29 protein-coding genes are annotated in these 24,916 nt (G+C 50.2%); 23 read left to right on the top strand and 6 right to left on the bottom strand.

From position 1 onward, the window contains the following. Window positions 1–128 precede the first annotated feature (128 nt). The 4 genes from HJV72_RS17210 (at window position 129) to HJV72_RS17195 (ending at window position 4,724) form a co-directional block, all read left to right on the top strand. On the top strand, window positions 129–1,490 hold the full coding sequence (locus HJV72_RS17210) for a spore germination protein (protein ID WP_208072871.1): 1,362 nt from the start codon (window positions 129–131) through the stop codon (window positions 1,488–1,490). A gap of 137 nt (window positions 1,491–1,627) precedes the next feature. Next, entirely contained in the window at window positions 1,628–3,049 is a 1,422-nt protein-coding gene (locus tag HJV72_RS17205; RefSeq protein WP_208072869.1) for an MATE family efflux transporter, read from the top strand. Window positions 3,050–3,052: 3 nt separating this feature from the next. Beyond that, window positions 3,053–3,916 carry a DegV family protein gene (locus HJV72_RS17200; RefSeq protein WP_208072867.1) on the top strand — a complete coding sequence of 288 codons (864 nt, stop codon included), beginning with the start codon at window positions 3,053–3,055 and terminating at the stop codon, window positions 3,914–3,916. A gap of 142 nt (window positions 3,917–4,058) precedes the next feature. Beyond that, window positions 4,059–4,724 carry a B3/B4 domain-containing protein gene (locus tag HJV72_RS17195; RefSeq protein ID WP_208072865.1) on the top strand — a complete coding sequence of 222 codons (666 nt, stop codon included), beginning with the start codon at window positions 4,059–4,061 and terminating at the stop codon, window positions 4,722–4,724. 421 nt (window positions 4,725–5,145) lie between these two features. Here HJV72_RS17195 and HJV72_RS17190 read toward each other — a convergent pair whose 3' ends face one another. Further along, window positions 5,146–6,519 carry a sodium-dependent transporter gene (locus HJV72_RS17190; protein WP_208072863.1) on the bottom strand — a complete coding sequence of 458 codons (1,374 nt, stop codon included), beginning with the start codon at window positions 6,517–6,519 and terminating at the stop codon, window positions 5,146–5,148. Window positions 6,520–6,864: 345 nt separating this feature from the next. Between HJV72_RS17190 and infC the strand changes: the two genes are divergently transcribed. The 10 genes from infC (at window position 6,865) to HJV72_RS17140 (ending at window position 12,599) form a co-directional block, all read left to right on the top strand. Further along, window positions 6,865–7,359, top strand: coding sequence for a translation initiation factor IF-3 (infC, locus tag HJV72_RS17185; protein WP_208072861.1), 495 nt, complete (start codon window positions 6,865–6,867; stop codon window positions 7,357–7,359). A gap of 35 nt (window positions 7,360–7,394) precedes the next feature. Then, a complete protein-coding gene (rpmI, locus tag HJV72_RS17180) occupies window positions 7,395–7,592 on the top strand; it encodes a 50S ribosomal protein L35 (RefSeq protein WP_066576952.1) in 198 nt (65 codons plus the stop codon). 32 nt (window positions 7,593–7,624) lie between these two features. Next, on the top strand, window positions 7,625–7,981 hold the full coding sequence (rplT, locus tag HJV72_RS17175; protein WP_208072859.1) for a 50S ribosomal protein L20: 357 nt from the start codon (window positions 7,625–7,627) through the stop codon (window positions 7,979–7,981). Between the two features lie 159 nt (window positions 7,982–8,140). Continuing rightward, on the top strand, window positions 8,141–8,959 hold the full coding sequence (locus HJV72_RS17170) for a MerR family transcriptional regulator (protein ID WP_208072857.1): 819 nt from the start codon (window positions 8,141–8,143) through the stop codon (window positions 8,957–8,959). 130 nt (window positions 8,960–9,089) lie between these two features. Continuing rightward, a complete protein-coding gene (locus tag HJV72_RS17165; protein WP_208072855.1) occupies window positions 9,090–9,566 on the top strand; it encodes an SAM-dependent methyltransferase in 477 nt (158 codons plus the stop codon). 156 nt (window positions 9,567–9,722) lie between these two features. Further along, window positions 9,723–10,238, top strand: a complete 516-nt coding sequence (locus tag HJV72_RS17160; RefSeq protein WP_208072853.1) for a cysteine hydrolase family protein — start codon at window positions 9,723–9,725, stop codon at window positions 10,236–10,238. Between the two features lie 27 nt (window positions 10,239–10,265). Beyond that, a complete protein-coding gene (locus tag HJV72_RS17155; protein ID WP_208072851.1) occupies window positions 10,266–11,117 on the top strand; it encodes a hypothetical protein in 852 nt (283 codons plus the stop codon). Beyond that, window positions 11,117–11,689 (top strand): GNAT family N-acetyltransferase, encoded by a 573-nt coding sequence (locus HJV72_RS17150; protein ID WP_208072875.1) that lies wholly within the window; start codon window positions 11,117–11,119, stop codon window positions 11,687–11,689. Before HJV72_RS17155 ends, HJV72_RS17150 begins: the two co-directional genes overlap by 1 nt. Beyond that, window positions 11,686–12,051, top strand: coding sequence for a fluoride efflux transporter CrcB (gene crcB / locus HJV72_RS17145; RefSeq protein WP_208072849.1), 366 nt, complete (start codon window positions 11,686–11,688; stop codon window positions 12,049–12,051). Before HJV72_RS17150 ends, crcB begins: the two co-directional genes overlap by 4 nt. Before the next feature lie 62 nt (window positions 12,052–12,113). After that, window positions 12,114–12,599, top strand: a complete 486-nt coding sequence (locus HJV72_RS17140) for a GNAT family N-acetyltransferase (protein ID WP_208072847.1) — start codon at window positions 12,114–12,116, stop codon at window positions 12,597–12,599. On the opposite strand, the gene HJV72_RS17135 is transcribed toward HJV72_RS17140, so the two are convergent. Continuing rightward, window positions 12,596–13,261: a YczE/YyaS/YitT family protein gene (locus HJV72_RS17135; protein ID WP_208072844.1), complete on the bottom strand. Its 666-nt coding sequence runs from the start codon at window positions 13,259–13,261 to the stop codon at window positions 12,596–12,598. The two genes, HJV72_RS17140 and HJV72_RS17135, sit on opposite strands and share 4 nt — an antisense overlap. 82 nt (window positions 13,262–13,343) lie before the next feature. On the opposite strand from HJV72_RS17135, the gene HJV72_RS17130 reads away from it, so the two are divergent. Next, window positions 13,344–13,787 (top strand): GNAT family N-acetyltransferase, encoded by a 444-nt coding sequence (locus HJV72_RS17130; RefSeq protein ID WP_208072842.1) that lies wholly within the window; start codon window positions 13,344–13,346, stop codon window positions 13,785–13,787. An 18-nt stretch (window positions 13,788–13,805) separates the two neighbouring features. Here HJV72_RS17130 and HJV72_RS17125 read toward each other — a convergent pair whose 3' ends face one another. After that, complete coding sequence (locus tag HJV72_RS17125; RefSeq protein WP_208072840.1) at window positions 13,806–14,285, bottom strand: S-ribosylhomocysteine lyase; 480 nt, start codon at window positions 14,283–14,285, stop codon at window positions 13,806–13,808. A gap of 197 nt (window positions 14,286–14,482) precedes the next feature. Here HJV72_RS17125 and HJV72_RS17120 point away from each other — a divergent pair, with 197 nt between their 5' ends. Next, the gene (locus HJV72_RS17120; protein WP_208072838.1) at window positions 14,483–15,118 is read left to right on the top strand and encodes a histidine phosphatase family protein; all 636 of its coding nucleotides are present in this window, start codon (window positions 14,483–14,485) and stop codon (window positions 15,116–15,118) included. Between the two features lie 18 nt (window positions 15,119–15,136). Further along, on the top strand, window positions 15,137–16,141 hold the full coding sequence (gene trpS, locus HJV72_RS17115; RefSeq protein WP_117771821.1) for a tryptophan--tRNA ligase: 1,005 nt from the start codon (window positions 15,137–15,139) through the stop codon (window positions 16,139–16,141). A 53-nt stretch (window positions 16,142–16,194) separates the two neighbouring features. Here the strand turns inward: trpS and HJV72_RS17110 are convergent, their stop codons facing one another. The 3 genes from HJV72_RS17110 to HJV72_RS17100 all read right to left on the bottom strand — a co-directional run bounded on the left by HJV72_RS17110 (window position 16,195) and on the right by HJV72_RS17100 (window position 19,124). Next, window positions 16,195–16,701 (bottom strand): flavodoxin domain-containing protein, encoded by a 507-nt coding sequence (locus HJV72_RS17110; RefSeq protein WP_208072836.1) that lies wholly within the window; start codon window positions 16,699–16,701, stop codon window positions 16,195–16,197. Further along, the gene (locus HJV72_RS17105) at window positions 16,679–17,278 is read right to left on the bottom strand and encodes a TetR/AcrR family transcriptional regulator (RefSeq protein WP_208072834.1); all 600 of its coding nucleotides are present in this window, start codon (window positions 17,276–17,278) and stop codon (window positions 16,679–16,681) included. The genes HJV72_RS17110 and HJV72_RS17105 overlap by 23 nt, the downstream gene beginning before the upstream one ends. Window positions 17,279–17,489: 211 nt before the next feature. Beyond that, window positions 17,490–19,124 carry an ABC-F family ATP-binding cassette domain-containing protein gene (locus tag HJV72_RS17100; RefSeq protein WP_208072832.1) on the bottom strand — a complete coding sequence of 545 codons (1,635 nt, stop codon included), beginning with the start codon at window positions 19,122–19,124 and terminating at the stop codon, window positions 17,490–17,492. A 253-nt stretch (window positions 19,125–19,377) separates the two neighbouring features. Between HJV72_RS17100 and mtnA the strand changes: the two genes are divergently transcribed. From mtnA to HJV72_RS17070, 6 genes are read left to right on the top strand one after another with little or no spacing between them, the layout of a single operon-like run. Further along, window positions 19,378–20,469: an S-methyl-5-thioribose-1-phosphate isomerase gene (gene mtnA, locus HJV72_RS17095; RefSeq protein ID WP_208072830.1), complete on the top strand. Its 1,092-nt coding sequence runs from the start codon at window positions 19,378–19,380 to the stop codon at window positions 20,467–20,469. Beyond that, window positions 20,466–21,311 (top strand): purine-nucleoside phosphorylase, encoded by an 846-nt coding sequence (locus tag HJV72_RS17090; RefSeq protein ID WP_208072827.1) that lies wholly within the window; start codon window positions 20,466–20,468, stop codon window positions 21,309–21,311. The genes mtnA and HJV72_RS17090 overlap by 4 nt, the downstream gene beginning before the upstream one ends. Then, window positions 21,308–22,576 carry an amidohydrolase gene (locus tag HJV72_RS17085; RefSeq protein ID WP_208072825.1) on the top strand — a complete coding sequence of 423 codons (1,269 nt, stop codon included), beginning with the start codon at window positions 21,308–21,310 and terminating at the stop codon, window positions 22,574–22,576. Before HJV72_RS17090 ends, HJV72_RS17085 begins: the two co-directional genes overlap by 4 nt. A gap of 19 nt (window positions 22,577–22,595) precedes the next feature. Further along, a complete protein-coding gene (locus HJV72_RS17080; RefSeq protein WP_208072824.1) occupies window positions 22,596–23,453 on the top strand; it encodes a patatin-like phospholipase family protein in 858 nt (285 codons plus the stop codon). Between the two features lie 15 nt (window positions 23,454–23,468). After that, entirely contained in the window at window positions 23,469–23,873 is a 405-nt protein-coding gene (locus HJV72_RS17075) for a secondary thiamine-phosphate synthase enzyme YjbQ (protein ID WP_208072822.1), read from the top strand. 4 nt (window positions 23,874–23,877) lie between these two features. After that, window positions 23,878–24,867, top strand: a complete 990-nt coding sequence (locus HJV72_RS17070; RefSeq protein ID WP_208072820.1) for a bifunctional HD family hydrolase/N-acetyltransferase — start codon at window positions 23,878–23,880, stop codon at window positions 24,865–24,867. Window positions 24,868–24,916 lie beyond the last annotated feature (49 nt).

Genomic DNA, 24,916 nt, shown 5'->3' with positions numbered 1-24,916 from the left:
GACGGAGGTTTTTTAAAAAACCTCCGTCCCCAACCGGCATTTGACCTGTCCCCGATGGTATATTTTCTCTGTTTCCGGGGCAGTCTAACCGTGGAATATTATCTTATCAGATTCATGGAGGGACTGCTATGCCGGAAAAGAAGAAAGTAACTGCATCGAGAGAAGAAAGTACGGAATATCTGAACAAGGTTCTTCCGGTGCAGGACAGTTTTGATATTATACAGCGGGATATGATGATAGGAGGAAGGGTCGCGTCCTTCTTCTTTATCGATGGATTTACAAAAGACGAATCCATGTTGAAAATCATGGATTCCATGTTTAAAGTGACGGAGGAGAATATGCCCGTAGACGCAACAGCGTTTGCGAGGGAGTGCATTCCTTATGTGGAAGTAGATGTCATCGGCGATTTTGACCAGGTGCTCCGCAATGTTCTCTCCGGGGTAACATGTCTGTTCATAGAAGGATACGAAGCATGCATCGCCATAGACTGCAGGACGTATCCAGCGCGGAGCGTAGAAGAGCCGGATAAGGATAAGTCGTTGCGAGGCTCCAGGGACGGATTCGTCGAGACTATCGTGTTTAATACGGCTCTGATGCGAAGAAGAATCCGTGATCCCCAGCTTACGATGCAGATGCTGGAGGTAGGTGAAAGTTCACGGACTGATGTGGCAGTCTGCTATATGAAGGACCGGGTGGATACGGAGCTTCTGGATACGGTCACGACAAGGATAAAGTCTATCAAGACGGATGATCTGCGGATGAACCAGCAGAGCCTTGCAGAGTGCCTGTATAAGAGAAAATGGTTCAATCCTTTTCCAAAGTTCAAATTTACGGAACGGCCGGATACGGCTGCAGCCTGCCTCCTTGAAGGGAAAGTGGTAATCCTCGTCGACAACTCGCCGTCAGCGATGATTCTGCCGACCTCTATCCTGGATATGATCGAAGAGGCGAATGACTACTATTTCCCGACGTTGACAGGTATCTACCTGAAAGTGTCCAGGGCGCTGATTACAATCATGACCGTCTTTCTGACACCGCTGTTCCTGCTGTTCATGCAGAACCTGAACTGGCTTCCGGACGTGTTCGCTTTCGTGGCAGTGAAAGACATGGTGAATATTCCCCTGATCTTCCAGCTGCTTATACTGGAGATCGCCATCGACGGGCTGCGGCTTGCGGCACTAAATACACCGAGTATGCTGAGTACCCCGCTGAGTGTAATCGCGGGCCTTGTCATGGGGGAATTTTCGGTCAAATCAGGGTGGTTCAATGCAGAGGTTATGCTGTATATGGCATTCGTAGCTGTGGCAAACTACACGCAGCCGAACTTTGAGCTGGGCTATGCCCTGAAGTTCATGCGTCTGCTTCTGCTGGTGCTGACCGCCCTGTTCAACTGGATCGGCTTCGCGGCCGGCTGCATTATCATCGTGTGCAGCCTCTGCTTCAACAAGACTTTATCCGGACGGAATTATTTGAATATAAAACTGAACTAAAATGTGTTATAATAATATAGAAAGCATAATAACAGAGCTATGATTATAAACCAAGAGGCCGGCTTGCCGGGCTCTTGGTCTTAGTGTATGCCTGTGGACAGGGATACTTAGTGTAAGATTAGATCAGGAGGTTACATATGGCGGCAGATACTCGACAGAAGAACAGCGACGGCGGAAGGGATGAACGGCTTGGCACCGCGCCGCTGGGACGGCTCATGGCAGGTATGGCGGTACCGGCGGTTGCGGCTCAGCTCATCAACGTCCTCTATAACATTGTAGACAGAATCTATATCGGACATATCGCGGGATATGGGGATGTGGCGCTGACAGGCGTGGGAGTCACCTTCCCCATCATCATGCTTATCGCAGCGTTCAGCGCGTTTGCAGGTATGGGGGGAGCACCGCTTGCATCCATACAGCTCGGGAAAAGAGACCATGACAGGGCGGAACGGATACTTGGCAACTCAGCAGGGCTGCTAATCATATTTTCCATAGTGCTGACCATTTTCTTCTACATATGCAAGACGCCGATACTGTATGCGTTTGGAGCCAGCGGACAGACAATATCCTATGCGGAGTCGTACATATCCATCTATCTTATAGGCACGGTGTTCGTGCAGATAGCAATAGGGCTGAATACATTTATCAGCGGTCAGGGTGAGGCAAGGACCGCCATGTTTTCCGTACTGATAGGAGCGGTAATCAATATTGTCCTGGATCCGATATTTATCTTCGCTCTGCACATGGGGGTTAAGGGAGCCGCCCTTGCGACAATTATCTCACAGGCCGTCAGCGCGGCATGGGTGCTACGTTTCCTTCTCTCGGAAAAGAGCGTCATGAGGCTCAGGATATCATACATGAAGCTACAGAAAGATATCGTAGTACATATCGCCGGGCTCGGGATATCCCCGTTCATCATGCAGAGTACAGAAAGCCTCGTGAGCATCACTTTGAATTCAGGGCTTCAGAGATACGGGGGTGACCTGTATGTAGGAACAATGTCCATCATGACGAGCGTCATGCAGCTCATCGTCATTCCAGTGCAGGGAATTACCCAGGGAATACAGCCGATCATCAGCTACAATTACGGAGCAGGGAACAAAAAAAGGGTAAAAGGAGCATTTGTCAGAATGCTGCTTGTCTGCTTTGCAGCTACCTTTGTCCTGGCGGGTATCGCGGTGCTGGCACCGAAAGTGTATGCCGCTCTGTTCACGAATAACGGCAAGCTGGTAGCCCTGACATGCAAGTTTATGCCAATATACTTCTTTGGCATCATGATATTTGGGATACAGTCCGCATGCCAGTCTACATTTCTGGCATTGGGGCAGGCGAAGGTATCGCTGTTTATCGCTCTGCTGCGTAAGGTGATTCTGCTTATACCGCTCGCAATCATACTTCCGAAATTCATGGGAGTCATAGGAATATACCGGGCAGAGCCAATCGCAGATATCATATCCGTGCTTACGACGTCGGTATTGTTTACCTTTACATTTAAAAACGTTTTGCGTAACATGGGAAAAAGTGGTATGATGAGTGCAGGCAAGGAGAAGGAGGACTAGGGTATGAGAGATTATGTGATAACTGTAAACAGCACGGTTGATTTGCCGAAGGAATGGCTGCAGGAGCGAAATGTACCGGTGATACCGCTTCATTATACGATTGACGGCGAGACCTACCCCGATATGGAAGGACTGACTTCCAAAGAATTTTTTGACAAGCTGCGGGAAGGTAAAATGTCAGTGACTTCACAGGTGAATCCTGAGGAGGCGAAAGAAGCGCTGGAGCCTATTATAAAAGAAGGAAAAGATGTGCTTCATCTCGGATTTTCGTCCGGCTTGAGCGGCACATGCAACAGTATGCAGATAGCGGCTGCCGAACTGGCGGAAGAGTATCCGGAAGCGAAGGTGATTGCCATAGATACACTGTGCGCGTGTCTAGGAGAAGGCCTGCTGTTATATAAGGTGCTTCAGCTCAAAGAGGCAGGAAAAACCATCGATGAGGCGGCACAGTGGGTAGAAGATAACAAGCTCCATGTATGCCACAATGTGACGGTGGACGATTTGAACCATCTGCACAGGGGCGGACGTGTCTCCAAAGCGACTGCGGTTGTCGGCACGATGGTAAAGATAAAGCCGATTATCCATGTGGACAACAGCGGAACGCTGCAGGTAGTCGGGAAGGAAAGAGGCCGTAAGAAATCTCTGAACAAGATTGTGGACATGGCTGTAGAACAGTCAAAAGGATGGGACAATGATATTATCATGATTACACATGGCGACTGTATCGAAGAGGCGGAATATGTAGCATCTCTTGTGCGCGAGAAGATGGGTGTGGACAATATCCTGATCAACAATATCGGTACGGTAATCGGTAGCCACACAGGCCCCGGGGTCCTGGCGGTGTTCAATATGGGGAACAAGAGATAGGCAGAATCGTGTAAATATAACGTAAGAATGAGGGGCAGACGCTTCCAGTGCTTCAGCGCCGGAAGCGTCTGCCCCATTCATTACGATGCAGAAAGTGTTCCGCCATATCAGGCGGGGCTAAAGAAGGAAAAGGTGGTTGAGGATGAAGAAGCTGGAGATTGATACCGGGATGAAAGAACTGTGGCCGGCCGTCAGAATCGGCTGTATGCAGTATAAGGTGAAAGTAGCTAAGAAAAATGACGAAATGTGGTCGTATCTGAAAAAGGATATATTCAAAAAGACAAAAGACAAGATATTCGACTTTGGAGTAAACGATATTCCGAATATCAGGGAATCCCGTCTGGCCTACAAGGCATTTGGCAAGGATCCGAGCAGATACCGGGTATCTTCAGAGGCGCTGATCCGGAGGATAGGACAGGGAAAGGGGCTATATGAAGTAAATACGGTAGTGGACGTCAACAACCTCATATCTATCGAGTCCGGCTTTTCTGTCGGATCCTACGACACGGCCAATATCGGGGAAGAACTTGTACTGCGTATCGGCAGGGACGGCGAGACGTACAAAGGGATAGGAAAGGAAGATATCAATATAGAGCATCTGCCCGTACTTGCTGACGGGGAAGGTGCCATCGGCAGCTCCACGAGCGACTCCGAACGGGCGATGATAACAGAGGATGCAAAAGAAGTCCTCACCCTCATATATTCTTTTTCAGATAACAAGGACCTGGAGAAAGCTCTGGAGTATGGAAGAGGGTATATGGAAAAATACGCAGGGGCGCAGGACATGCAATGCTGGATTGTGAAGTGAAGTGGGGGATAAAGTAAAGTGGCTGCGGACAGGGAGCCGGGTGGCATCTGCTCCGATGCGTACGAGGCTCCGACTATTTCACGTAGCCCTAACCCTGCGCATCTCCCACCCGGCACCCCGCCCGCTATCTACTTCACTTAACAAGGGCGAGGGCGGAGGCGAGCACGCCGTTACTGCAAGAAGAGCCGGAATCAGGCGGAGGATGTTATATTACATAACATAACATCCCCGTACCTGATTCCGGCTCTTCTTTGTTACGATTATTTTCACCAAAGTTTCCAAATTTATCAGTTTTATCGCTATGCTGACAGAACCAAAGCACTGCTATCAGCCGACAGCGCTACACAGCCGCCTTCGTTCGTGCCAGTAAAGTAGATGCCCCCTGCCTCTCCATCGGCGGTCTGGCTTACTAAACCCCTATTTAAACGCTCAGCGCCTGCAGGAAATCGATTCCAAGTGCGCCGCCCACGGAACTGAGCAGTATGAGAAGCAGGAAGATTGGAGCAACCCATTTTATCATGACAGTGAACAGCTTTTCTGCTTTGAACTTGCCGTCTGTTATCCGTACTTCATCGGAGATGGACTTTGTCTTGATAAAGAAACCGACAAAGATACAGGTGAAGAATGCTACAATCGGCATGAGTACGCTGTTGCTGAAAAAGTCCATAATGTCAAGTACGGACATGCCCATCCAGCTGATGAAGCTGAGCGGCCCGAAACCGAGTGAAGACGGCGTGCCCATGATGAGTGCCAGCACTGCGACGAAGATACAGGCTCCTTTTCTGCTCCAGTTGAACTTATCCCGGAAGATGGACACGATAGTCTCCATAAGCGAGATAGCAGAAGTGAGCGCGGCAAAGAATACGAGCAGGAAGAATATCGTCCCGATTGCCCCGCCGAGCTTCATGCTCGCAAATACTTTCGGAAGCGTGATGAACATAAGTCCGGGTCCTGCGCTGAGGGCACTCTGGTCTCCTCCGGAGAAGGCGAAAACGGCAGGGATAATCATGAGTCCTGCCAGAAAAGCGATTCCGGTGTCAAATAATTCTATCTGGCGGACAGAGCTTTCCAGATGATTGTCTTTCTTCATATAAGAGCCATATGTTACCATGATACCCATAGCAAGCGACATGGAGTAGAAGAGCTGACCCATGGCGGCAAGAATAGTTTTGGCCGATACGTCTGACATATGCGGCTTGATATAATATACAAGACCTTCCATGGCGCCTTCCCGTGTCAGCCCATATACAGAGATAACCAGCGTCAGCACGACAAGTATAGGCATCATGATCTTGCTGACTTTTTCGATACCTTTCTCTACGCCGCATAAGACGATAACCGCTGTGACGGCGAGGAAGAGGAAGAACCAGCCAAGCGGTTCGAAGGTGCCTCCGATGAATGTGGAAAAGTAGTCGTCTGCAGCAGAGGCAGAAGCGCCGCCGCTTATAAATACAGTAAAGTATTTGACGACCCATCCTCCGATGACGGAATAATAAGGGAAGATGATAATCGGTACGAAAGATGCCAGGACTCCAAGGAATCCAAACCGCTTGTCCAGCTTTTTAAACGCGCCGATGGCACTTAAGCCGGTCTTTCTTCCGATGGCTATTTCGGCAATCATGAGAGAAAAGCCGAATGTGACCGCAAGTATCAGATAAATAAGTAAAAAAGTGCCTCCGCCGTACTTTGCTGCAAGATATGGAAACCGCCATATGTTCCCAAGTCCTACGGCAGAACCAGAAGCAGCCAGCACAAACCCCAGTTTGCTGGAAAAATTACTTCTCTTTTGTTGCATAAAAACCTCCTCATGTCTCTCAACATTCCATAATAAGTTTCTTTTCTAAAATAGATTATGCTCTATTATTACATGAATAGACACTGTTTTCAAGAAGAAATATGAAAAGAGTTGACATCCTTGCGCAATTGTGTTAGATTATACCTTGCATGAAGCAAAAAATAAAGCAGAGTATCCACTCTCACCATAGCACAATAGAGTGACTATCGGTCTGATATCGAATATGAATGAGCCATATGGACTTATATGGTCGTCGTATGCAGTGATAGTAGTGGATAGTCTGTGGACTGTTCACTTATTTTAATGTTTATTTTATGATGGAGGTGCACTACTATTAGCGATTTAATGATTAACGGGCAAATCAGAGACAAGGAAGTACGCGTGATTGGCGAAGACGGAGAGCAGCTGGGCGTCATGTCATCCAGGGATGCGATGAAGCTTGCAGCGGAGGCGGAACTTGACCTCGTAAAGATTGCGCCAAAGGCTCAGCCGCCGGTTTGTAAGATTATCGACTACGGCAAATACAAATATGAACTGGCAAGGAAAGAAAAAGAAGCGAAGAAGAAGCAGAAGACCGTTGAATTGAAGGAAGTGCGACTTTCTCCAAACATTGATACGAACGACCTCAATACGAAGGTCAACAATGCCAAGAAGTTTATCAGCAAGGGCAACAAGGTTAAGATAACCCTGCGTTTCAGAGGAAGGGAAATGGCACATGTTCAGCAGAGCAGACATATACTGGATGATTTTGCGAAGCTGCTTGAAGATGTGGCTACGATAGAAAAGCCGGCCAAGATGGAAGGCAGGAGTATGAGCATGGTTTTAACTGAAAAACGTTAAAAATACAAATTTAAACTTTAAGGAGGAATATTATCATGCCAAAAATTAAAACAAATAGAGCAGCTGCAAAGCGCTTCAAAAAAACAGGTACAGGAAAGTTAGTAAGAAACAAAGCTTATAAGAGCCATATCTTGACTAAGAAATCTGCAAAGAGAAAGAGAAATCTTAGAAAGCCGACTGTTACAGATGCAACCAACGTTAAGAATATGAAGAAAGTATTACCATATCTGTAAGATAAGGAATGTATTGAAGGAGGATATAAGAGATGGCAAGAATTAAAGGCGGAATGAACGCTAAGAAGAAACACAATAGAACATTAAAACTGGCAAAGGGATATAGAGGAGCCCGTTCTAAGCAGTACAGAGTTGCAAAGCAGTCTGTTATGAGAGCCCTTACATCTGCATACGCAGGAAGAAAACAGCGCAAGCGTCAGATGCGTCAGCTCTGGATTGCACGTATCAATGCGGCAGCAAGACTGAACGGTTTATCCTACAGCAAATTTATGCATGGCCTGAAGCTGGCTGACATTGACGTGAACAGAAAGATGCTGGCAGAAATGGCAGTGAATGATGCGGCCGGCTTTGCAACGCTTGCAGAGCTTGCTAAGAGCAAGGTAGCATAATGAAAGTCCGCACGGGAGATTGCCGGTGCAGGAGTGCTCTTTTTTAGCTTACAATCTGGCAGAGACGATATACAAGACGGCATAGCCCACGTAGGACATGCCGTCTTTTCCTATAATACAGGAAACTTCGTTCTGCTATCTCTATTAGGAAGGAATCAGATGTTCAGAATCGGCGAATTTTCCAAACTTACACAGGTGTCGGTCAGGATGCTGCGGTATTACGATGAAACAGGGCTGTTAAAGCCGGAGAGGACGGATCCATTTACCGGATACCGCATGTATTCCGCTGCTCAGATACCTGTTCTCAACAAGATCATATACCTGCGGGACAGCGGATTCGGGATTGCGGAAATTCTGACGGCCATAGAAAGCGGTAGGGACGCGTCTATCATAGAGCAGCTTGATAAAAAGTACGATGAGATTACGGACAGAATCGCAGAGGAACACAAGAAGCTCGAGAAGATAACACTGGCAAGAAGGGAACTTTTACATGGCGGTAAGATGCACTACAACGTGTCGATCAAATCCATTCCTTCGTGCCAGGTGCTCTCCCTTCGAAAGGTTATACCGACCTACTATGCAGAGGGTGAGCTGTGGGAAGAGCTTGCTTCCTTTGCCGCACGGAACAAGATTGCCGTGTCGGGACAGACATTTTCCATCTACCACGATCTGGAATATAAGGAAAATGATGTGGATGTGGAAATCTGCACATATGTGGATAAGCCCGTGGAAAGCAGTGGTGCATATGTGTACAGGACAGTGGAGGCAGTGCCTTTCATGGCATGTACGATGGTGTACGGTCCATTTTCCAACATTGCGGGAGCCTATCTTGATTTGGCGCGATGGCTGCAGGAGAACAGCGCATTCAAGATGACAGGACAAAGCCGCCAGATTGTGCACCGTGGACCGTGGGATGAAGAGTCGGAAGAAAATTATCTTACTGAGATACAGATTCCGACAGAACGACGCGGCAGATGACAGGTCTTCCCTCCATCTGCTCCTGGCGTGTGGGCGATGTGGGTCTCCATATGATAAAATGCTTGACTCTCACACGGTGTCAGGGTGCAGAATAAGCGTACAGCAAATAAATATATATGGAGGGACAATTATGGAAGTATTTGAAGTGCACCCTGTCGGGAAAATCAGAAGCAATGGAGAAGGGGCATTTATTGAGCTTCAGAAGGAGTATGTCCAGGCGCTCACTGCTCTGGAGGGATTCAGTCATGTGAATGTCATCTGGTGGTTCAGCGACTTTGACAATGATGAGGCAAGAGCGGTCATTACGGCAGAACAGCCGTATAAGCAAGCGCCTGATGAGATGGGGGTCTTTGCGACCAGGTCGCCGATACGTCCCAATCCTATAGCTCTGACCACGTCTGAGGTCATAGGCATAGACTATGAAAACGGTATTGTGCAGATTGCGTACACGGATGCGAATGACGCAAGCCCGGTGCTTGACATAAAGCCGTACACACCGAGCCTTGACAGGGTGGAAGAGCCGGGAGTTCCGGGCTGGTGCGGCCATTGGCCCAAAAGCATAGAAGCGTCGGCAGATTTTGCATGGGAAGAGGAGTTTAACTTTTAAAGGATTGCTGAAGCGGGGCGTCAGGCCGAAAGCGGGTGGAGATATCACATGACATCTTCTCCTGCTTTCTTTTTCATGCTGCCATCTGGAAGTTGAAGGCAGGATATGATATTATGAAAAAGATGATGGATACAGGCGTGAAAAGGAGATGCGGTTATGAAGATACTTGTTGTAGTGGATATGCAGAACGATTTTGTAGATGGTGCGCTTGGAACAAAGGAGGCCGTGGGTATCGTCCCGGCGGTGGCGGAGAGGATACGGAGCTTTGACGGCCGGGTACTCTATACGCAGGATACGCATGAAAGCGATTACATGGAGACGCAGGAGGGGAAGAAGCTGCCTGTGCCCCATTGCATCAGGGGGACAGAAGGATGGGAGCTTTGTCCGCAGATAAAGGCGCTGTGCAACGAGGTTCCGATTGACAAGCCTGCCTTTGGAAGCGTGGAGCTTGGACGGATGCTCAAAGATTATGACAACGGGGAAAAGGTGGAATCCGTTACTTTTGTCGGTTTATGTACAGACATATGCGTCATCTCAAATGCAATGATAGTCAAAGCATTTCTTCCAGAGACGGAGATTATCGTTGATGCGGCGTGCTGCGCGGGTGTGACGCCAGAGAGCCATCGCCAGGCTCTGGAGGCGATGAAGGTATGCCAGATTAAGGTGATATAAGAATAAGGGGGATAAGGGGAGCAGGATATGAAAAGGGGAATCAGCGTTATATTGGATATCGCACTGGTGCTGGCGGCTGTATTTATCCTGGCCGGCATGTCCGTGAAGGATATCTGTGCAGAGATAGCGACAGATGCGCTTGTCAAGAAAGCCGTCGACTCTACGATAGGGGATGGCGTCCGTTCCGTCTTTCCGGGCATAACGCAAGGACAGATAGAAGATGCCGCCGACAGGATAAGCCAGGATGAAAACCTGCGGGCGCTGGTCGGGGACTATATGGATGCCTTGGCGTATGCGGCGGCGGACGGGACGCCGTTTTCGTCTCCTGACGTGTCATCGTATATGGAAAAAGCAGTAGACGATAATATAGATGCCGTGGAAGACGCTTTCGGCACGGAACTTGACAGTCTGCACAGGGCTGTCCTGAAAAGTGCGGCCGAATCGGCCGGCAGCCGGCTGGAGAGCGAACTTGGCTTGGCGGCGGACGAGGCGTTGTCTCATATGACAGGACAGCAGAAGCAGGCGGCTAAGCTGTACGCGGTTATGACATCTGGGGCGGCAAGGGCGGCGGCAGCTGCAATCGCCTGTATCTGTGCATTTGGTATCGTACTGCTGCGCTTTGCGAAGGGGCGTTTTCTTTTCCATCTGGGCCTTTGCGGCATCGTGGCCGGAGGCGCGGCGGGTTATGCCTTTCCGGCGGTGCTGGCGGCAGCGGCCGAAGAACTGGGCAGAGAGATGGAGTGGAGCGGGATGACAGTGTCGGCAGACACGATGGCAGGTTACGGGAAATGGATCCTGGCTGCTGGTGCGGTGCTATCTGTCTTTTATGGCATCCTTAAGCTGTCAGGCGTGGGAGAAAAGAAGAAGAGGTACAGATGATGACCATTAGGATGGCAGAAGAAAAAGATGCACTTTTGCTGCTTCAGATATATGCGTATTATGTAGAGCATACGGCAGTGACATTTGAATATGAAGTACCGTGTTTAAATGAGTTTACGAAACGCATGGGCAGAGTGAAGGAAAGATATCCCTATCTTCTGGCGGAAGATGGTTGCGAGATAACGGGATATGCATATGTGTCTCCTTTTAAGGACAGGGCCGCCTATGACTGGGCGGTGGAGACGACCGTGTATGTGAAGGCAGAACGGAGGTCGGAGGGGATTGGCAGAAAGCTTTATGAGACGCTGGAAGAGATCTTGCAGCGCCAGAATGTCCTTAACCTGAATGCATGCATCGCCTATCCGAACCCGGACAGCATCAGGTTCCATGAGCGGCTCGGCTATAGGACGGTGGGACATTTTACGAAATGTGGCTTCAAGCAGGGAAAATGGTACGATATGATCTGGATGGAGAAAATGCTTGGCAGGCATCGTGATGAGCCGGAACCGGTAATCCGTACTGAAGATTTAGACAGAGGAATTCTGGAAGAGATTTTGAGGAGGCAGAGATGATCAGACTGATAGCCGTCGGGCTTGGAGGGGCTCTTGGAGCCATGTGCCGGTATGCGCTCAGCCTTATACCGTGGAAGGGAGCGTTCCCTCTCCTTACCCTTGCCACGAACCTTGCAGGAGCTCTGCTTATCGGAGTGGTGACAGGAATTGCAGAGGGCAGGGGTGGGGTAAAGCCGAATACCCTGCTGTTCCTGAAGACAGGTGTGTGTGGAGGATTTACTACATTTTCCACATTTTCCCTGGAAGCCCTTACGCTTATGGAACGGGGCCACCGTATGTATGCAGTGCTGTACGTGATGCTCAGCGTCGCCGGCTGCGTGCTCGGCGTGTGGCTTGGGCGCAGGGCCGGCAGCAGGATATGACTTTCCCTTATGACCGATATGAGCCGGCAGGATAGTATAGAATAAGTACAGGAGGAAACGAGATGGAAGAGGTGGACGTAACCTTCCGGGCTGCCGGAAGAGAAGATGCAGGACTTATACTTAAGTTCATAAAGAAGCTGGCAGATTATGAACATATGACGGAGGAGGTAGTGGCTACAGAAGAGCTGCTCAAGGAATGGATATTTGACAAGGGGAAGGCGGAAGTCCTCTTTGCAGTGGCAGAGGGGCAGGAAGTCGGATTTGCCTTATATTTCCACAACTTCTCCACGTTTCTCGGCAGAGCGGGCATATATCTGGAGGACTTGTTCGTCCTGGAAGACAAGCGGGGCAGAGGGTACGGCAAGGCGCTGCTTGCGCAGCTTGCAAGAATTGCCGTGACGCAAGGCTGCGGAAGGCTTGAATGGTCATGCCTGGACTGGAATGAGCCAAGCATAGAGTTCTACCTGTCGATTGGAGCCGAACGGCTTAACGACTGGAGCGGCTATCGGCTCTTTGGAGATACGCTCCGGCGGGCGGCGGAGCTTTAATCAGCTCTGCCTTTTTTGCCCTGCCAGATTTTCAGCGTATCCAGCAGGCTTTCGTGGTGCACTGCGGTCACATCAAAGCGCAGGAGCTTGAACGTATACTGGAGGATAAAGCCGATTCCAAACACGGCAATGACGGTACCGATACCAATCTTAGCACCGAGCAGCCATCCGGCCAGAAGCACGGAGCCCTCTATGATGCCGCGGATCAGGCCGATTGGCCTTTTCGGAAAGCGTTTGCCGAGAGCGACCATAAGGGCATCTCTCGGGCCGCAGCCGAGGCCCGCTCCGACGTACAGGAAAGTGGCGAGGCACAGGATAATTTCACCGGCCAGCAGCATTACGATGCCGCTGGCGTAGTGTTCCATCTTGGGAACAATACGGCCCCACTGTATCAGGTCTATAAATTTTCCTATGAGAAGGGCATTCAGTATGGTTCCGAAGCCAAGCTGCTCGTGCATCGCATAATCGACGATGAGGATGAGGATGCCGGTGACGATTACAATATCGCCGAATGACAGGCCTGTGGCAAGGGAAAGCCCCATGCTGAAAGCATCCCATGGCGCCAAGCCGATGTCTGCCTGGACGATGAAGCAAGTTCCAAGTGCGAAGAGAAATAATCCCGCCAGCAGGCGGATGAAACGTTTGACATATGAAAGGGCCATAGCATTCTCCTTTGTATGATATATATTCATTATAGAAAGAAATGTGCCGTGGCGCAACTAAAGATATAGAAAGAGGAGAAGGATGGAGTACAGAAAGGCGACGGCAGAGGACATTGATCTGATAATTGAACTCAGGCGTGTGCAGCTCATCCATGAGCAGGCACACGAAGAGGTGGAGATCAGGAAGAACTTGAAAGCATTTTTTGAAAAGGTATTTGCGGATAACAGAATCATACAGATATTGGCAGAAGAGGACGGCAAAGCGGCCGCGACCGGGGCAGTCCTCTTCTATGACTATCCGCCCGGCTTTTCCAATCCCTCCGGTAAAGTGGCTTATATTGCGAATATGTATACGAGCCCGGACTACCGCAGGCGGGGACTGGCATTTGAGATTATGGATATGCTTATAGAGGAGGCCAGGAAAGCGGGGGCAGGAGAAGTGCGGCTTCTGGCCTCGGAGCCCGGCAGGCCGGTATATGAAAAGTACGGTTTTATAAAGGAAGAGGGATGGTACATCTTAAAATAGGGAAATCTGGCAGACGTACTATTCTGGATAGATGAGCTGCCGGTCCGTTATGTCAGCAAGCACTTCTTCCACATATCTGGCGGCGAGATGTTTTGCCATCGGTAGATTCATATCCAGATAATTTCCGCAGTCTTTTGCAGATGCGCCCGGGACAGTGTTTTCAAATCCGGCGATGAAAGAGAACAATTCTTTCATGAGTGGGACAATGTCACGGGATTCATAGTCTCCCGAAAGAAGGAGATAGAAACCGGTGCGGCAGCCCATCGGTCCAAAGTAAAGCGTACGGTTTCCGTATTCTGGATGGTTGCGCAGGAAGGTGGCGGCGAGGTGCTCGATCGTATGCATTTCTGCCGTGTTCATGACGGGTTCATAGTTCGGCCTTGTCATACGCAGGTCAAAGGTCGTAATCGTCTGTCCGCCCGGGCTGTCCTTTCTCGACACATATACTCCGGGAACCAGTCTCGTATGGTCTATTGTAAAGCTTGTAATCTTTTCCATGTCAATGCTCCTTTTTGCTTGTACTTACGCCGGCTTGCGGACGTGTTTGGGTCAGCATACGGCGCTACGCGTATTATAGCACTTTTCTTTGTATTTTTCTATGAAAAATGGCAGGAGATGTGCTATACTATCAAAGTAGCCCCGGCAGGCCGTATATGCGGGTTCCGGCAGCCCGGGGAAGGCAGGAGGCAGTAGAGATGAAGATATATTTTGTAAGACATGGGGAGACAGACTGGAACAAGGCAAGGCGCATCCAGGGACAGGTAGACATTCCCTTGAATGATTTCGGCAGGCATCTGGCGGAAGAGACCGCAAAAGGGCTCGCGGATGTCCCCTTTGACATATGTTATACAAGCCCCCTTTGGAGGGCGGCAGAGACGGCACGGATCATACTCGGGGACAGAAGAGTTCCGGTCATGGAAGAGAAACGTATCGAAGAAATGGCTTTCGGGGAGTACGAGGGCAAGTGCTGCTCAAAAAAGGGATGGGAGCTTCCGGAGGAGTTCCGGCTTTTTTTCGATGACCCGGAACATTACGTGGTACCGGCAGGGGGCGAGGGATTTGCGGATGTGAAGAGACGGACCGGCGAATTCCTGGCAGAACTGTTCCAGAAGGATGAGCTTGAGGAGAGCGTCGTTCTGGTAACGACACACGGCGCCGCGCTTGCGGGGATCCTGAATAATATAAAAGGCAGGCCCGTGGGCGAATACTGGGGCGCAGGGGTCCATAAGAACTGTGCGGTCACGGAAGTGGAAGTGTCCCGCGGCAGGGCACATATCATATCGGAGAATGTGGTGTATTATGAGGATGAAGTGGCACCATGGGAAGAATAGACAGGGAGGATTAGAGAGATGATCAATGACAAGAAGGTGTTATTCAGCGGCATGCAGGCGACGGGGAACCTGACGCTCGGCAACTACCTGGGAGCGCTGAAGAACTGGGTGACTCTGAGTGATGAATATGAGTGCTTCTACAGCGTGGTAGACATGCACTCCATCACCGTGCGGCAGGAGCCGGCGGTGCTCAGGAAGCGTGCGAGGGCACTGCTTACGCTTTATATCGCTGCGGGACTTGACCCGGAGAAGAACTGTATCTATTACCAGTCGCATGTATCCGGACATGCGGAGCTTACGTGGATATTGAACTGCTTTACGTATATGGGAGAGCTGAACCGGATGACGCAGTTTAAGGACAAGTCAGCAAAGCACGCAGACAATATCAATGCGGGGCTGTTTACCTACCCGGTCCTGATGGCAGCGGATATCCTGCTCTATCAAGCGGATGTCGTACCTGTAGGCATTGACCAGATGCAGCATCTGGAACTCACAAGAGACATCGCGGAGCGGTTCAATAATATATACGGCGATGTATTCACCGTGCCGGAGCCATATATCGGAAAGGTAGGGGCCAAGATCATGAGCCTGCAGGACCCGGCGAAAAAGATGTCCAAGTCCGATGAGAACCCAAACGCCAGCATCTACCTGATGGACGACCCGGATACGGTAATGAGAAAGTGCAAACGGGCGGTGACAGATTCGGAAGCCCAAATCTTGTACCGGGATGAACAGCCTGGAGTCAAGAACCTTATCGACATATATAGTGCCTGTACCGGGAAATCACCGGAAGAAGTCGTTGCCGAATTTGACGGCAAAGGATACGGAGACTTCAAGATGGCAGTCGGTGAAGCAGCGGTATCTGTCCTGAAGCCGTTGCAGGATGAAGTGGCCAGACTGGAAAAAGACAAATCCTATATTGACGGCGTGATAAAAGCAAATGCAGAAAAAGCACAGTATTTTGCCAATAAGACATTGAGAAAAGTACAGAAAAAAGTCGGATTTCCAGAAAAAATACGATAATTTTGAAAGGGGTCAGACCCCTGCCGCGGCAGGGGTCTGACCCCTTTGCAAATTCAAAGATTATTCAGATAACTTACTAGTGGCTGTAAGTATTCTTTCGAGGTATTGTCATAAGAATGTGATATCCTTTTGTACATCTCGCTATCTTCTCCGTTTGCTTTTTTGATAATCTTACGGAATCCAGCCATCATTATCTTGTCACCGATTCCCATTTTTTCATAACTTAGGCCCCCGGGCAGATAAAATACCTTGTATTTTTCGCCGTCGTTTTTAAAATTATTCTGGATGGCCGTATCAGTCTCTGCGAGACCGGGCGGAGTGCTTCCTGTTACCATGACAATCCTGTTCTTGCCGTTCAGATTCATTTTTTTGAATGAACCAAGCTTTTGTATCATCCCTGCATGGAACCAGGAGGCGAAGATGACGGTGCCATACGGCGCGAGGTCCAAGGATACGGCCTTTTGAAATGGCATTACGGTACAGCCGGTCATTTCCCCGAGCCATTCGGCATATCTTTTTGTAAATCCTGTCTTTGAATTATAGAGTACGAGTGTCTTCATTAGGTTCCTCCTGTTTGCTGTCAGCTATTATGGAATGGGTAAATATATCCTTTGCCTGGGTGAGCAGATCGTGAACGCGTCCGATATCGGTATCGCTGCCAAGGACAGTAAGGATAAACGATATGCCGGTATTGTAAATGAGCATATTTAGATGAAGCTCCCGGGCCCTTTCTATAGAGATGCCATGCTGCCGGGCGATAAATTCTGCAATCTGTGGATTGGTTTCTTTCTTATATATATCTTCAAAAGAGTGGATGTCTCCCCTTTTACGCAAAAAATACAGCCGGTACAGGTGGGGCTCCGCCTTCGCAAATTGTGCGTGGGCCATCCCTATGCTCTGGAACAGGTCATCCTTGTCCAGACGTTCGCTGATGAAGCTCTGGAGATAGCTGCCTGTATAATCGATGACATCCTGCTTCAGGCCGCTCATATTGCGGCAATAGCAATAGACAGGCTGCACAGAACAATCAAGCTTCTGGGAAATCCCTTTTACCGTCACGTTCTCAAGACCGCCTTCCCGGGCCAGGCCAAAAGCTGCTTTGACAACCATGTCTTTCGTAAGTCTTTGTCTTGGCATATGTATAATACTCCCTTTCACTAATAAATGAGTTATATAAATTATTTATATAAACTGATTATATAGCATGCGTAAAAAGTTTGCAAGCATATTTTTATGTAAAGGGATATAAAAGAATAAATAGAAAAATAAAGAAAAGAGTCAGATAATTCAAGGAATTTGCAAAGGGGTCAGACCCCTGCCGCGGCAGGGGTCTGACCCCTTTCGAAATTTAGTCATCTTCTTCGCTCTGTATGGAGTAGGTCTGTCTCTTTCTTGCCATCTCGTCGCTCTCCAGGTACTCATCGTATGTCGTTATCTTATCGATGAGTTTTCCGCCTGGTACGATTTCCATGATACGGTTTGCGGTCGTCTGGACGATCTGATGGTCGCGTGAACTGAACAGCAGGACGCCGGGAAATTTGACAAGCCCGTTGTTGAGCGCCGTGATGGACTCCATGTCCAGATGGTTGGTGGGCTCGTCCAGAAGGAGGACGTTAGCGCCTGATATCATCATCTTGGACAGCAGGCAGCGGACCTTCTCACCTCCGGACAGGACCTTCACCTTCTTGACGCCGTCCTCGCCGGAGAAAAGCATACGCCCGAGGAATCCGCGCACGTATGTGACGTCTTTTTCATCGGAATACTGGGTCAGCCATTCCACGATAGTATACTCGTTGTCAAACTCGCTTCCACTGTCCAGAGGGAAATAGGCCTGGGATGTCGTGACGCCCCATTTGTAAGTTCCCTCGTCCGGCTCCATCTCGCCGGTGAGAATCTGGAAGAGTGTCGTCTTAGCAAGCTCGTTGCCGCCGACAAAAGCTACCTTGTCATCGTGGTTCAGGGTAAATGTTATGTCATCCAGTATCTTTTCCCCGTCTATCGTCTTGCTCAGGCCTTCGACAGTCAGCACTTCATTGCCGATCTCACGGTTCGGGCGGAAGTCGATGTACGGGTACTTGCGGCTGGACGGCTGGATATCGTCCAGCTCGATCTTCTCCAGCGCACGTTTTCTAGAAGTGGCCTGCTTGGATTTGGAGGCATTGGCGCTGAACCGGGAGATAAATTCCTGCAGCTCCTTGATCTTCTCCTCCTTCTTCTTGTTCGCTTCTTTCATCTGACGGATGAGCAGCTGGCTGGACTCGTACCAGAAGTCGTAGTTGCCGGCGTATAGCTTGATCTTGCCATAATCTATGTCTGCAATCTGTGTACATACCTTATTCAGGAAATAGCGGTCATGGGACACGACGATAACCGTATTGTCAAAATTGATGAGAAACTCCTCCAGCCATGCGATAGCATCCAGATCCAGATGGTTGGTCGGCTCGTCGAGCAGAAGGATGTCCGGGTTGCCGAATAATGCCTGGGCGAGGAGGACTTTTACCTTCTCCGGCCCGTTCAGGTCCTTCATTGCCTTATCATGCAGCTCTGCGTCGATGCCAAGGCCGTTCAGCAAGGTTGCGGCGTCAGATTCCGCCTCCCAGCCGTTCATGGCTGCAAATTCCCCCTCGAGTTCGCTGGCCTTGATTCCGTCTTCGTCTGTAAAGTCTTCCTTGGCGTAGATGACCTCCTTCTCCTTCATAATCTCATACAGCCTGGCGTTTCCCATCATGACGGTATCCAGGACCTTATATTCATCGTATTGGAAGTGGTCCTGCTGCAGAAAAGAAAGACGCTCCCCGGGAGTGATGATGACCTCTCCCTTAGAAGGCTCCAACTGCCCGGAAAGTATTCTCAGGAAAGTGGATTTTCCTGCTCCGTTGGCACCAATCAGGCCGTAGCAGTTACCCTCTGTAAACTTGATGTTGACATCTTCGAACAAAGCCTTCTTTCCGACCCGGAGTGTTATGTTGCTTGTGCTTATCATACTATCTATCTCCTTATCTTTTATCTGATTTCAATGTGCACCTTCCGCGCCCGCAGGAAATGCAATACGTAGACAATGCATATCATTTCTGCATGGGAAGGCCAGGTGCTGTTGATTAAGCTGCACAACGCCAGTATACACGGACGTTCCATTGCTTATATTATCAAATATGGAAGGAAATAGCAAGGCTAAAGCTATGGGTTGACATTTCAGGCAAAAACCTTGAAAATACAGTTAGGAGGTGGAAGCCATCATGGACGGGACAAAAGCAAAAAGGCATGGCGAGGCTGAAAATGTAGGGCTGAGCAGCGACGGGAAAAAAGTCGTCATCATAGACCAGACCGAACTTCCGGCAAGGAAGATTCAGCTGGAGCTCGAAACACCGGGGGAGATGTATGAGGCCATACGGAATCTGAAGGTACGCGGCGCGCCGGCCATAGGGATCTGCGCGGCCTGCTGCATGTACTGCCTGGCCCGGCAGATAGAGACAGAGGATATGGATACCTTTATGAGAGAGCTTACGGCTTACGGGGACTACCTCGATTCCTCCAGGCCGACAGCAGTTAACTTAAGCTGGGCCATCCGAAGGATGCTTAAGACGGCCAGGGCACATATGCAGAAGGGCCGCGGCGGAGTGATTGCCGTGCTTGGCCGGGAATGCCGGAACATACAGGAAGAAGACATCGCTATGTGCAGGGCCATTTCAGAATATGGCCTGACCCTTATCCGGGAAGGCGACGGCATCCTCACCCACTGCAACGCAGGGCCGCTTGCAACTTCCCGTTATGGTACGGCGCTCGGCCCGCTCATGCTCGGGGCAGAACGCGGCATGAAGTTCAAAGTATACGCAGATGAGACGAGGCCTCTGCTCCAGGGTGCCAGGCTTACGTCCTATGAGCTGCTGCAGGCTGGAATCGATGTGACGCTTATCTGCGACAATATGGCTGCCACCGTCATGAAAAAGGGATGGGTTCAGGCATGCTTCGTTGGCTGCGACCGTGTAGCTGGCAACGGAGATACGGCGAACAAGATTGGAACGAACGGCGTCGCGGTTCTGGCGAACTATTACGGCATCCCGTTCTATGTGCTAGGGCCGACATCCACGATAGATACAGACTGCCATACAGGCGATGAGATAGAGATTGAACTGAGGGATGATGAAGAGATAAAGAAGAAATATTATAAGCAACCGATGGCTCCGGAAGGCGTGAAGTGCTATAACCCGGCATTTGACGTGACAGACCACAGCCTCATAACCGGAATCGTGACAGAAAAAGGCATACTGAGGCCGCCGTATGAGGAAACGATAAGAAAATTGTTCAAGCAGGAGGAGATAAGAAGATGAAGGAAAGAGCTGACTATGAATGCTACAGGAAGAGTGCAGATTATATAAGAGAACGGATTGGGACGCCGCCAAGTACCGGTGTCGTTCTCGGCACCTGCCTCGGTGAGATTGAACATGAGATTACGGATAAGACAGAGATATTCTATAAAGATATCCCGGATTTCCCTGTCTCTACAGCACCGGGCCATGCCGGCAAGCTCGTGTGCGGCAAGCTCGGGAACCGACGGGTGCTGTGCATGGCGGGGAGATTCCACCATTATGAAGGGTACAGCTTTGAACAACTCAGGATGCCAGTCTACGTATTCAAGCTTCTCGGCATCCGCACCTTGATTCTTACGAATGCGGCAGGCGCCGTCAATCTCAACTTTGAGACTGGTGATATCTGTGTCATCAAGGATCACATCAACCTGTGCGGGGTATCCCCGCAGCGTGGGGAAAACATCCCGGAATTCGGCGAGCGGTTCTTCAGCATGAACGACGTATATACGCCTTCGCTGCGCAAGCTGGCGAGAGAAACGGCTGTAGAGCTTGGATTCTCCCTTCAGGAGGGCACCTACTTTTTCGCGCCCGGACCGCAGTTCGAGACGCCGGCAGAAATCCGGGCCATGCGCCTCCTCGGGGCGGATATGGTAGGCATGTCCACTGTCCCGGAGGCGATAACGGCCGCCCACTGCAGGATGGACGTCCTCTGCCTGTCCCTTGCGACGAATCTGAGTGCGGACAGGGTACTGGACCACGATGTGACGGAAGACGTCAACCAGGTGGAAGATGTCGTGAGCGGACGGTTCCGTTCCCTGCTGACTGCCATAGTCAACAGGCTGGACGAGGGTGACATATCATGAATATAAGACTTTACAATGCCAGAATCCTTTCCATGCGGGAGGGAAGCGGCATAGAAGAGGGAGAAGTATGGGTGGAAGGCAGCCATATCGCTTATATGGGCCCCCGGAAAGATACAGAGACTGTGTGGGACAGGGAGATCGATGTAAAAGGCAATGTGGTGATGCCGGGCTTTAAGAATGCCCATACACATTCCGCCATGACGTTCCTCAGGTCGTACGCAGATGACATGCCCCTTATGGACTGGCTGGACAAACAGGTATTCCCGATGGAGGCGAAGCTTACCCCGGACGATATGTACCATCTGTCCAGGCTGGCGGTCATGGAATACGTGACGAGCGGTATCACCGCCAATTTTGACATGTATATGGATCCTGTCAGCGTCGCGAAAGCGTCTGCCGACTGCGGATTCAGGACCGTGCTCTGCGGCGCCATGAACAATTTCAGCCAGTCGCTGAAGGAGGAAGAACAGTGGTATAAGGAGCTGAATTCCTATCATGAGCTTATCCGATTCTGCTTCGGGGCCCATGCGGAGTATACGACGTCTATGGAATTGCTTCAAGGGCTTGCGGGGCTGGCGCGCAAGTATAAGACGCCGGTGTATCTGCACAATTCAGAGACCAGGGAGGAAGTGGAGCAGTGTATCGGCAGATACGGCAAGACACCGACCGTACTGCTTGACAGCCTTGGCATCTATGATTACGGCGGAGGCGGCTACCACTGCGTGCATATGACAGAGGAGGATCTGGATATCTTTACGGAAAAGGGACTGTACGTAGTGACGAATCCCGGATCCAACACGAAGCTTGCCAGCGGCATCGCACCGATAAGGAAGATGATGGATAAGGGGATTCCGATTGCCATCGGGACAGACGGTCCGGCAAGCAATAACTGCCTCGACATGTTCCGGGAGATGTTCCTCGTAACAGGGCTTGCCAAGCTCAGGGAGCACGATGCGTCTGCAGTCGATGCGGCGGATGTGCTCAGGATGGCGACGGTAAACGGAGCGCATGCCATGGGCCTTAAGGACTGTGACGTGCTGGCAGAAGGCAAATGCGCAGATCTGATCATAGTCGATCTGCATCAGCCTAACATGCAGCCATTGAACAACATAACGAAAAATATCGTATACAGCGGCAGCAAACAGAATATAGTGCTTACGATGGTAAACGGGAGCGTACTGTATGAAAACGGCACCTTCCATATAGGAGCAGAACCGGAGGAAGTGTATGCAAAGGCAAATGAAATCATCGGGCGTATGCGGTAACAGAAAGCGAGGAGTATAGATGAAGAAAGCGACAATCGTACTGGAAGGCGGTGCCACAAGGGGCGTATTCACGTCAGGCGCGCTGGATTATCTCATGGAGATGGATGTGTATCTGTCACATGTCATAGGGGTCTCCGCAGGAGCGTGCAACGGCGTGGACTACGTATCAAGGCAGCCCGGCAGGACGAGAGACTGTATGATACACAAAGAGAAGGAATATGACTATTACTATGGATTTTCAAAGTTCATAAAAGAAAAGAGCCTGCTCGATATGGACATGGTATTTGACAAATATCCGAATGAAATCTTTCCATTTGATTTTGACACATACTTTGCCTCCGATATGGAATGCGAGATCGTGACGACGAACTGCGTGACCGGACAGGCAGAGTATATGAAAGAAGATAAAGACAGAGAGAGGCTCATGAAGCTGTGCAGGGCATCCAGCAGCATGCCCCTCGTCTCGCCCATCGTGAATATAGACGGCATTCCGTATCTGGACGGCGGACTTGCCGATTCCATACCGGTCAGGAGGGCGTCAGAACTCGGCAATGAGAAGATTGTCCTCATGCTGACAAGGAATCCGGGCTACCGCAAGAAGATGACTTCAAAGGCGCTGGCCAATGTATACCGCCGGGCCTACCGGAAGTATCCGAACCTGGTCAGGACGACGATACGGCGGAACTTTGAATACAATAAAACGATGCGTCTCGTCGAACAGATGGAAGAGGAAGGAAGAATCTTCGTGTTCCGTCCGCTCATACCGACCGTATCAAGACTGGAAAAGAACTACGACACGCTGATGGAATTCTATCAGCACGGCTATCATCTCATGAAAAAGGAATTTGGAAACCTGATGGAATATCTCGACAGATAACAAGGAGGGAAAAAGATGTATCTATATGAACACAGCATTTCGACAAAAGGGGCACAGCAGATGTCAAAGGTAACGGACATGGTACGTGAAGATATCAGGAAAAGCGGGCTTAAGCAGGGCATCGTGGTCGTGTACTCGCCTCATACGACGGCAGGGTTCACGATCAATGAAAATGCCGACCCGGACGTCGTCCATGACATGCTCTGCGGCATGGAACGCGCGGTGCCGACGGATGCAGACTATTATAAGCATGTGGAAGGCAATTCCCATGCACATATCAAGACGAGCTTCGTAGGCCCTTCCCAGACGCTGATTCTCCACGACGCAGATCTGCTGCTTGGCATCTGGCAGGACTTGTACTTCTGTGAATTTGACGGTCCGAGAAACCGGAGATTCTATGTAAAGATTATAGAGGGCTGATAGGATGGATAACAAGACGTTATTGGAGTTCCTGTCTGTGGCTGAGAAGCTTAAATGTACGGTCAGGCACTCCTTCACATCCGGCGGGCGGCAGGAGAGCGTGGCGGAACATGTGTACCGTCTCTGCGTCTTCGCGTGGCTTGTGCTGGATGAGTTCCCTGAGCTGGATAAGGAGAAGGTGATGGAGATGTGCCTGTTCCACGACCTGGGCGAGGCCGTAACCGGTGATATACCATGCTTCGAGAAGAGGGAAGAGGACCGCCAGGCTGAGGAGAGCGCCGTACGGCGTGTAACTAAGATGCTTCCGGCGGACAGAAGAAAGAGGCTTGACGCCCTCTATGATGAGCTGGAGGCGGGCAGGACAGGAGAGGCTGAGCTTGTCCATGCGCTTGACAAGATGGAAGCTCTCATACAGCATAATGAAGCTCCGATTGACACATGGCTGCCACTGGAATATGACCTCCAGCTTACATACGGGCAGCAGGAGGCAGAGGCATTTCCTTATACGAGGCGGCTCAGGAAGGCGGTGGAGCAGGACAGCATCGATAAGATAGCGAAAGAGAGAGAGGAAAAGCAAGACGGAACAGAAGCGTTCCATGTGAGCAGGGACAAGGAAAAGCTGGACTTTGGACGCATCGTGCAGCTGATGCGCCAGTCTTACTGGGCCGGGACGCGCTCGGAAGAGATGATCAGGAAGGCGATGGAAGGTTCCGTCTGCTATGGCGTGTATGACAGAGAAGGATACATGGTCGGATATGCCCGTATTATTACCGACTTTGCCACTACTTTCTATCTGATGGATGTGATTATCGACGAGGACTACAGGGGGAAAGGGCTTGGCACGCTGCTGATGGATGCTGTCATGGAGGACGTAGGCAGCCTGCACGGAGTGCTGCACACAGATGACGCGAGTAAATTCTATGAAAGATATGGCTTCAGGCGTGACGAAAGAAGGCAGGAAGTATTGATGGAAAAGGAGCGTCAGGACTTCTAGAAAGGAAGCAGGACGCATCACAAGACAAGTAAACGTGCAGGATTGTGCT

The organism is Extibacter sp. GGCC_0201 (assembly GCF_017566055.1).
Classification (GTDB): domain Bacteria; phylum Bacillota; class Clostridia; order Lachnospirales; family Lachnospiraceae; genus Extibacter.
Note: the sequence above shows the minus strand (reverse complement) of the source record. Positions and strands in the feature narration are given on the sequence as shown.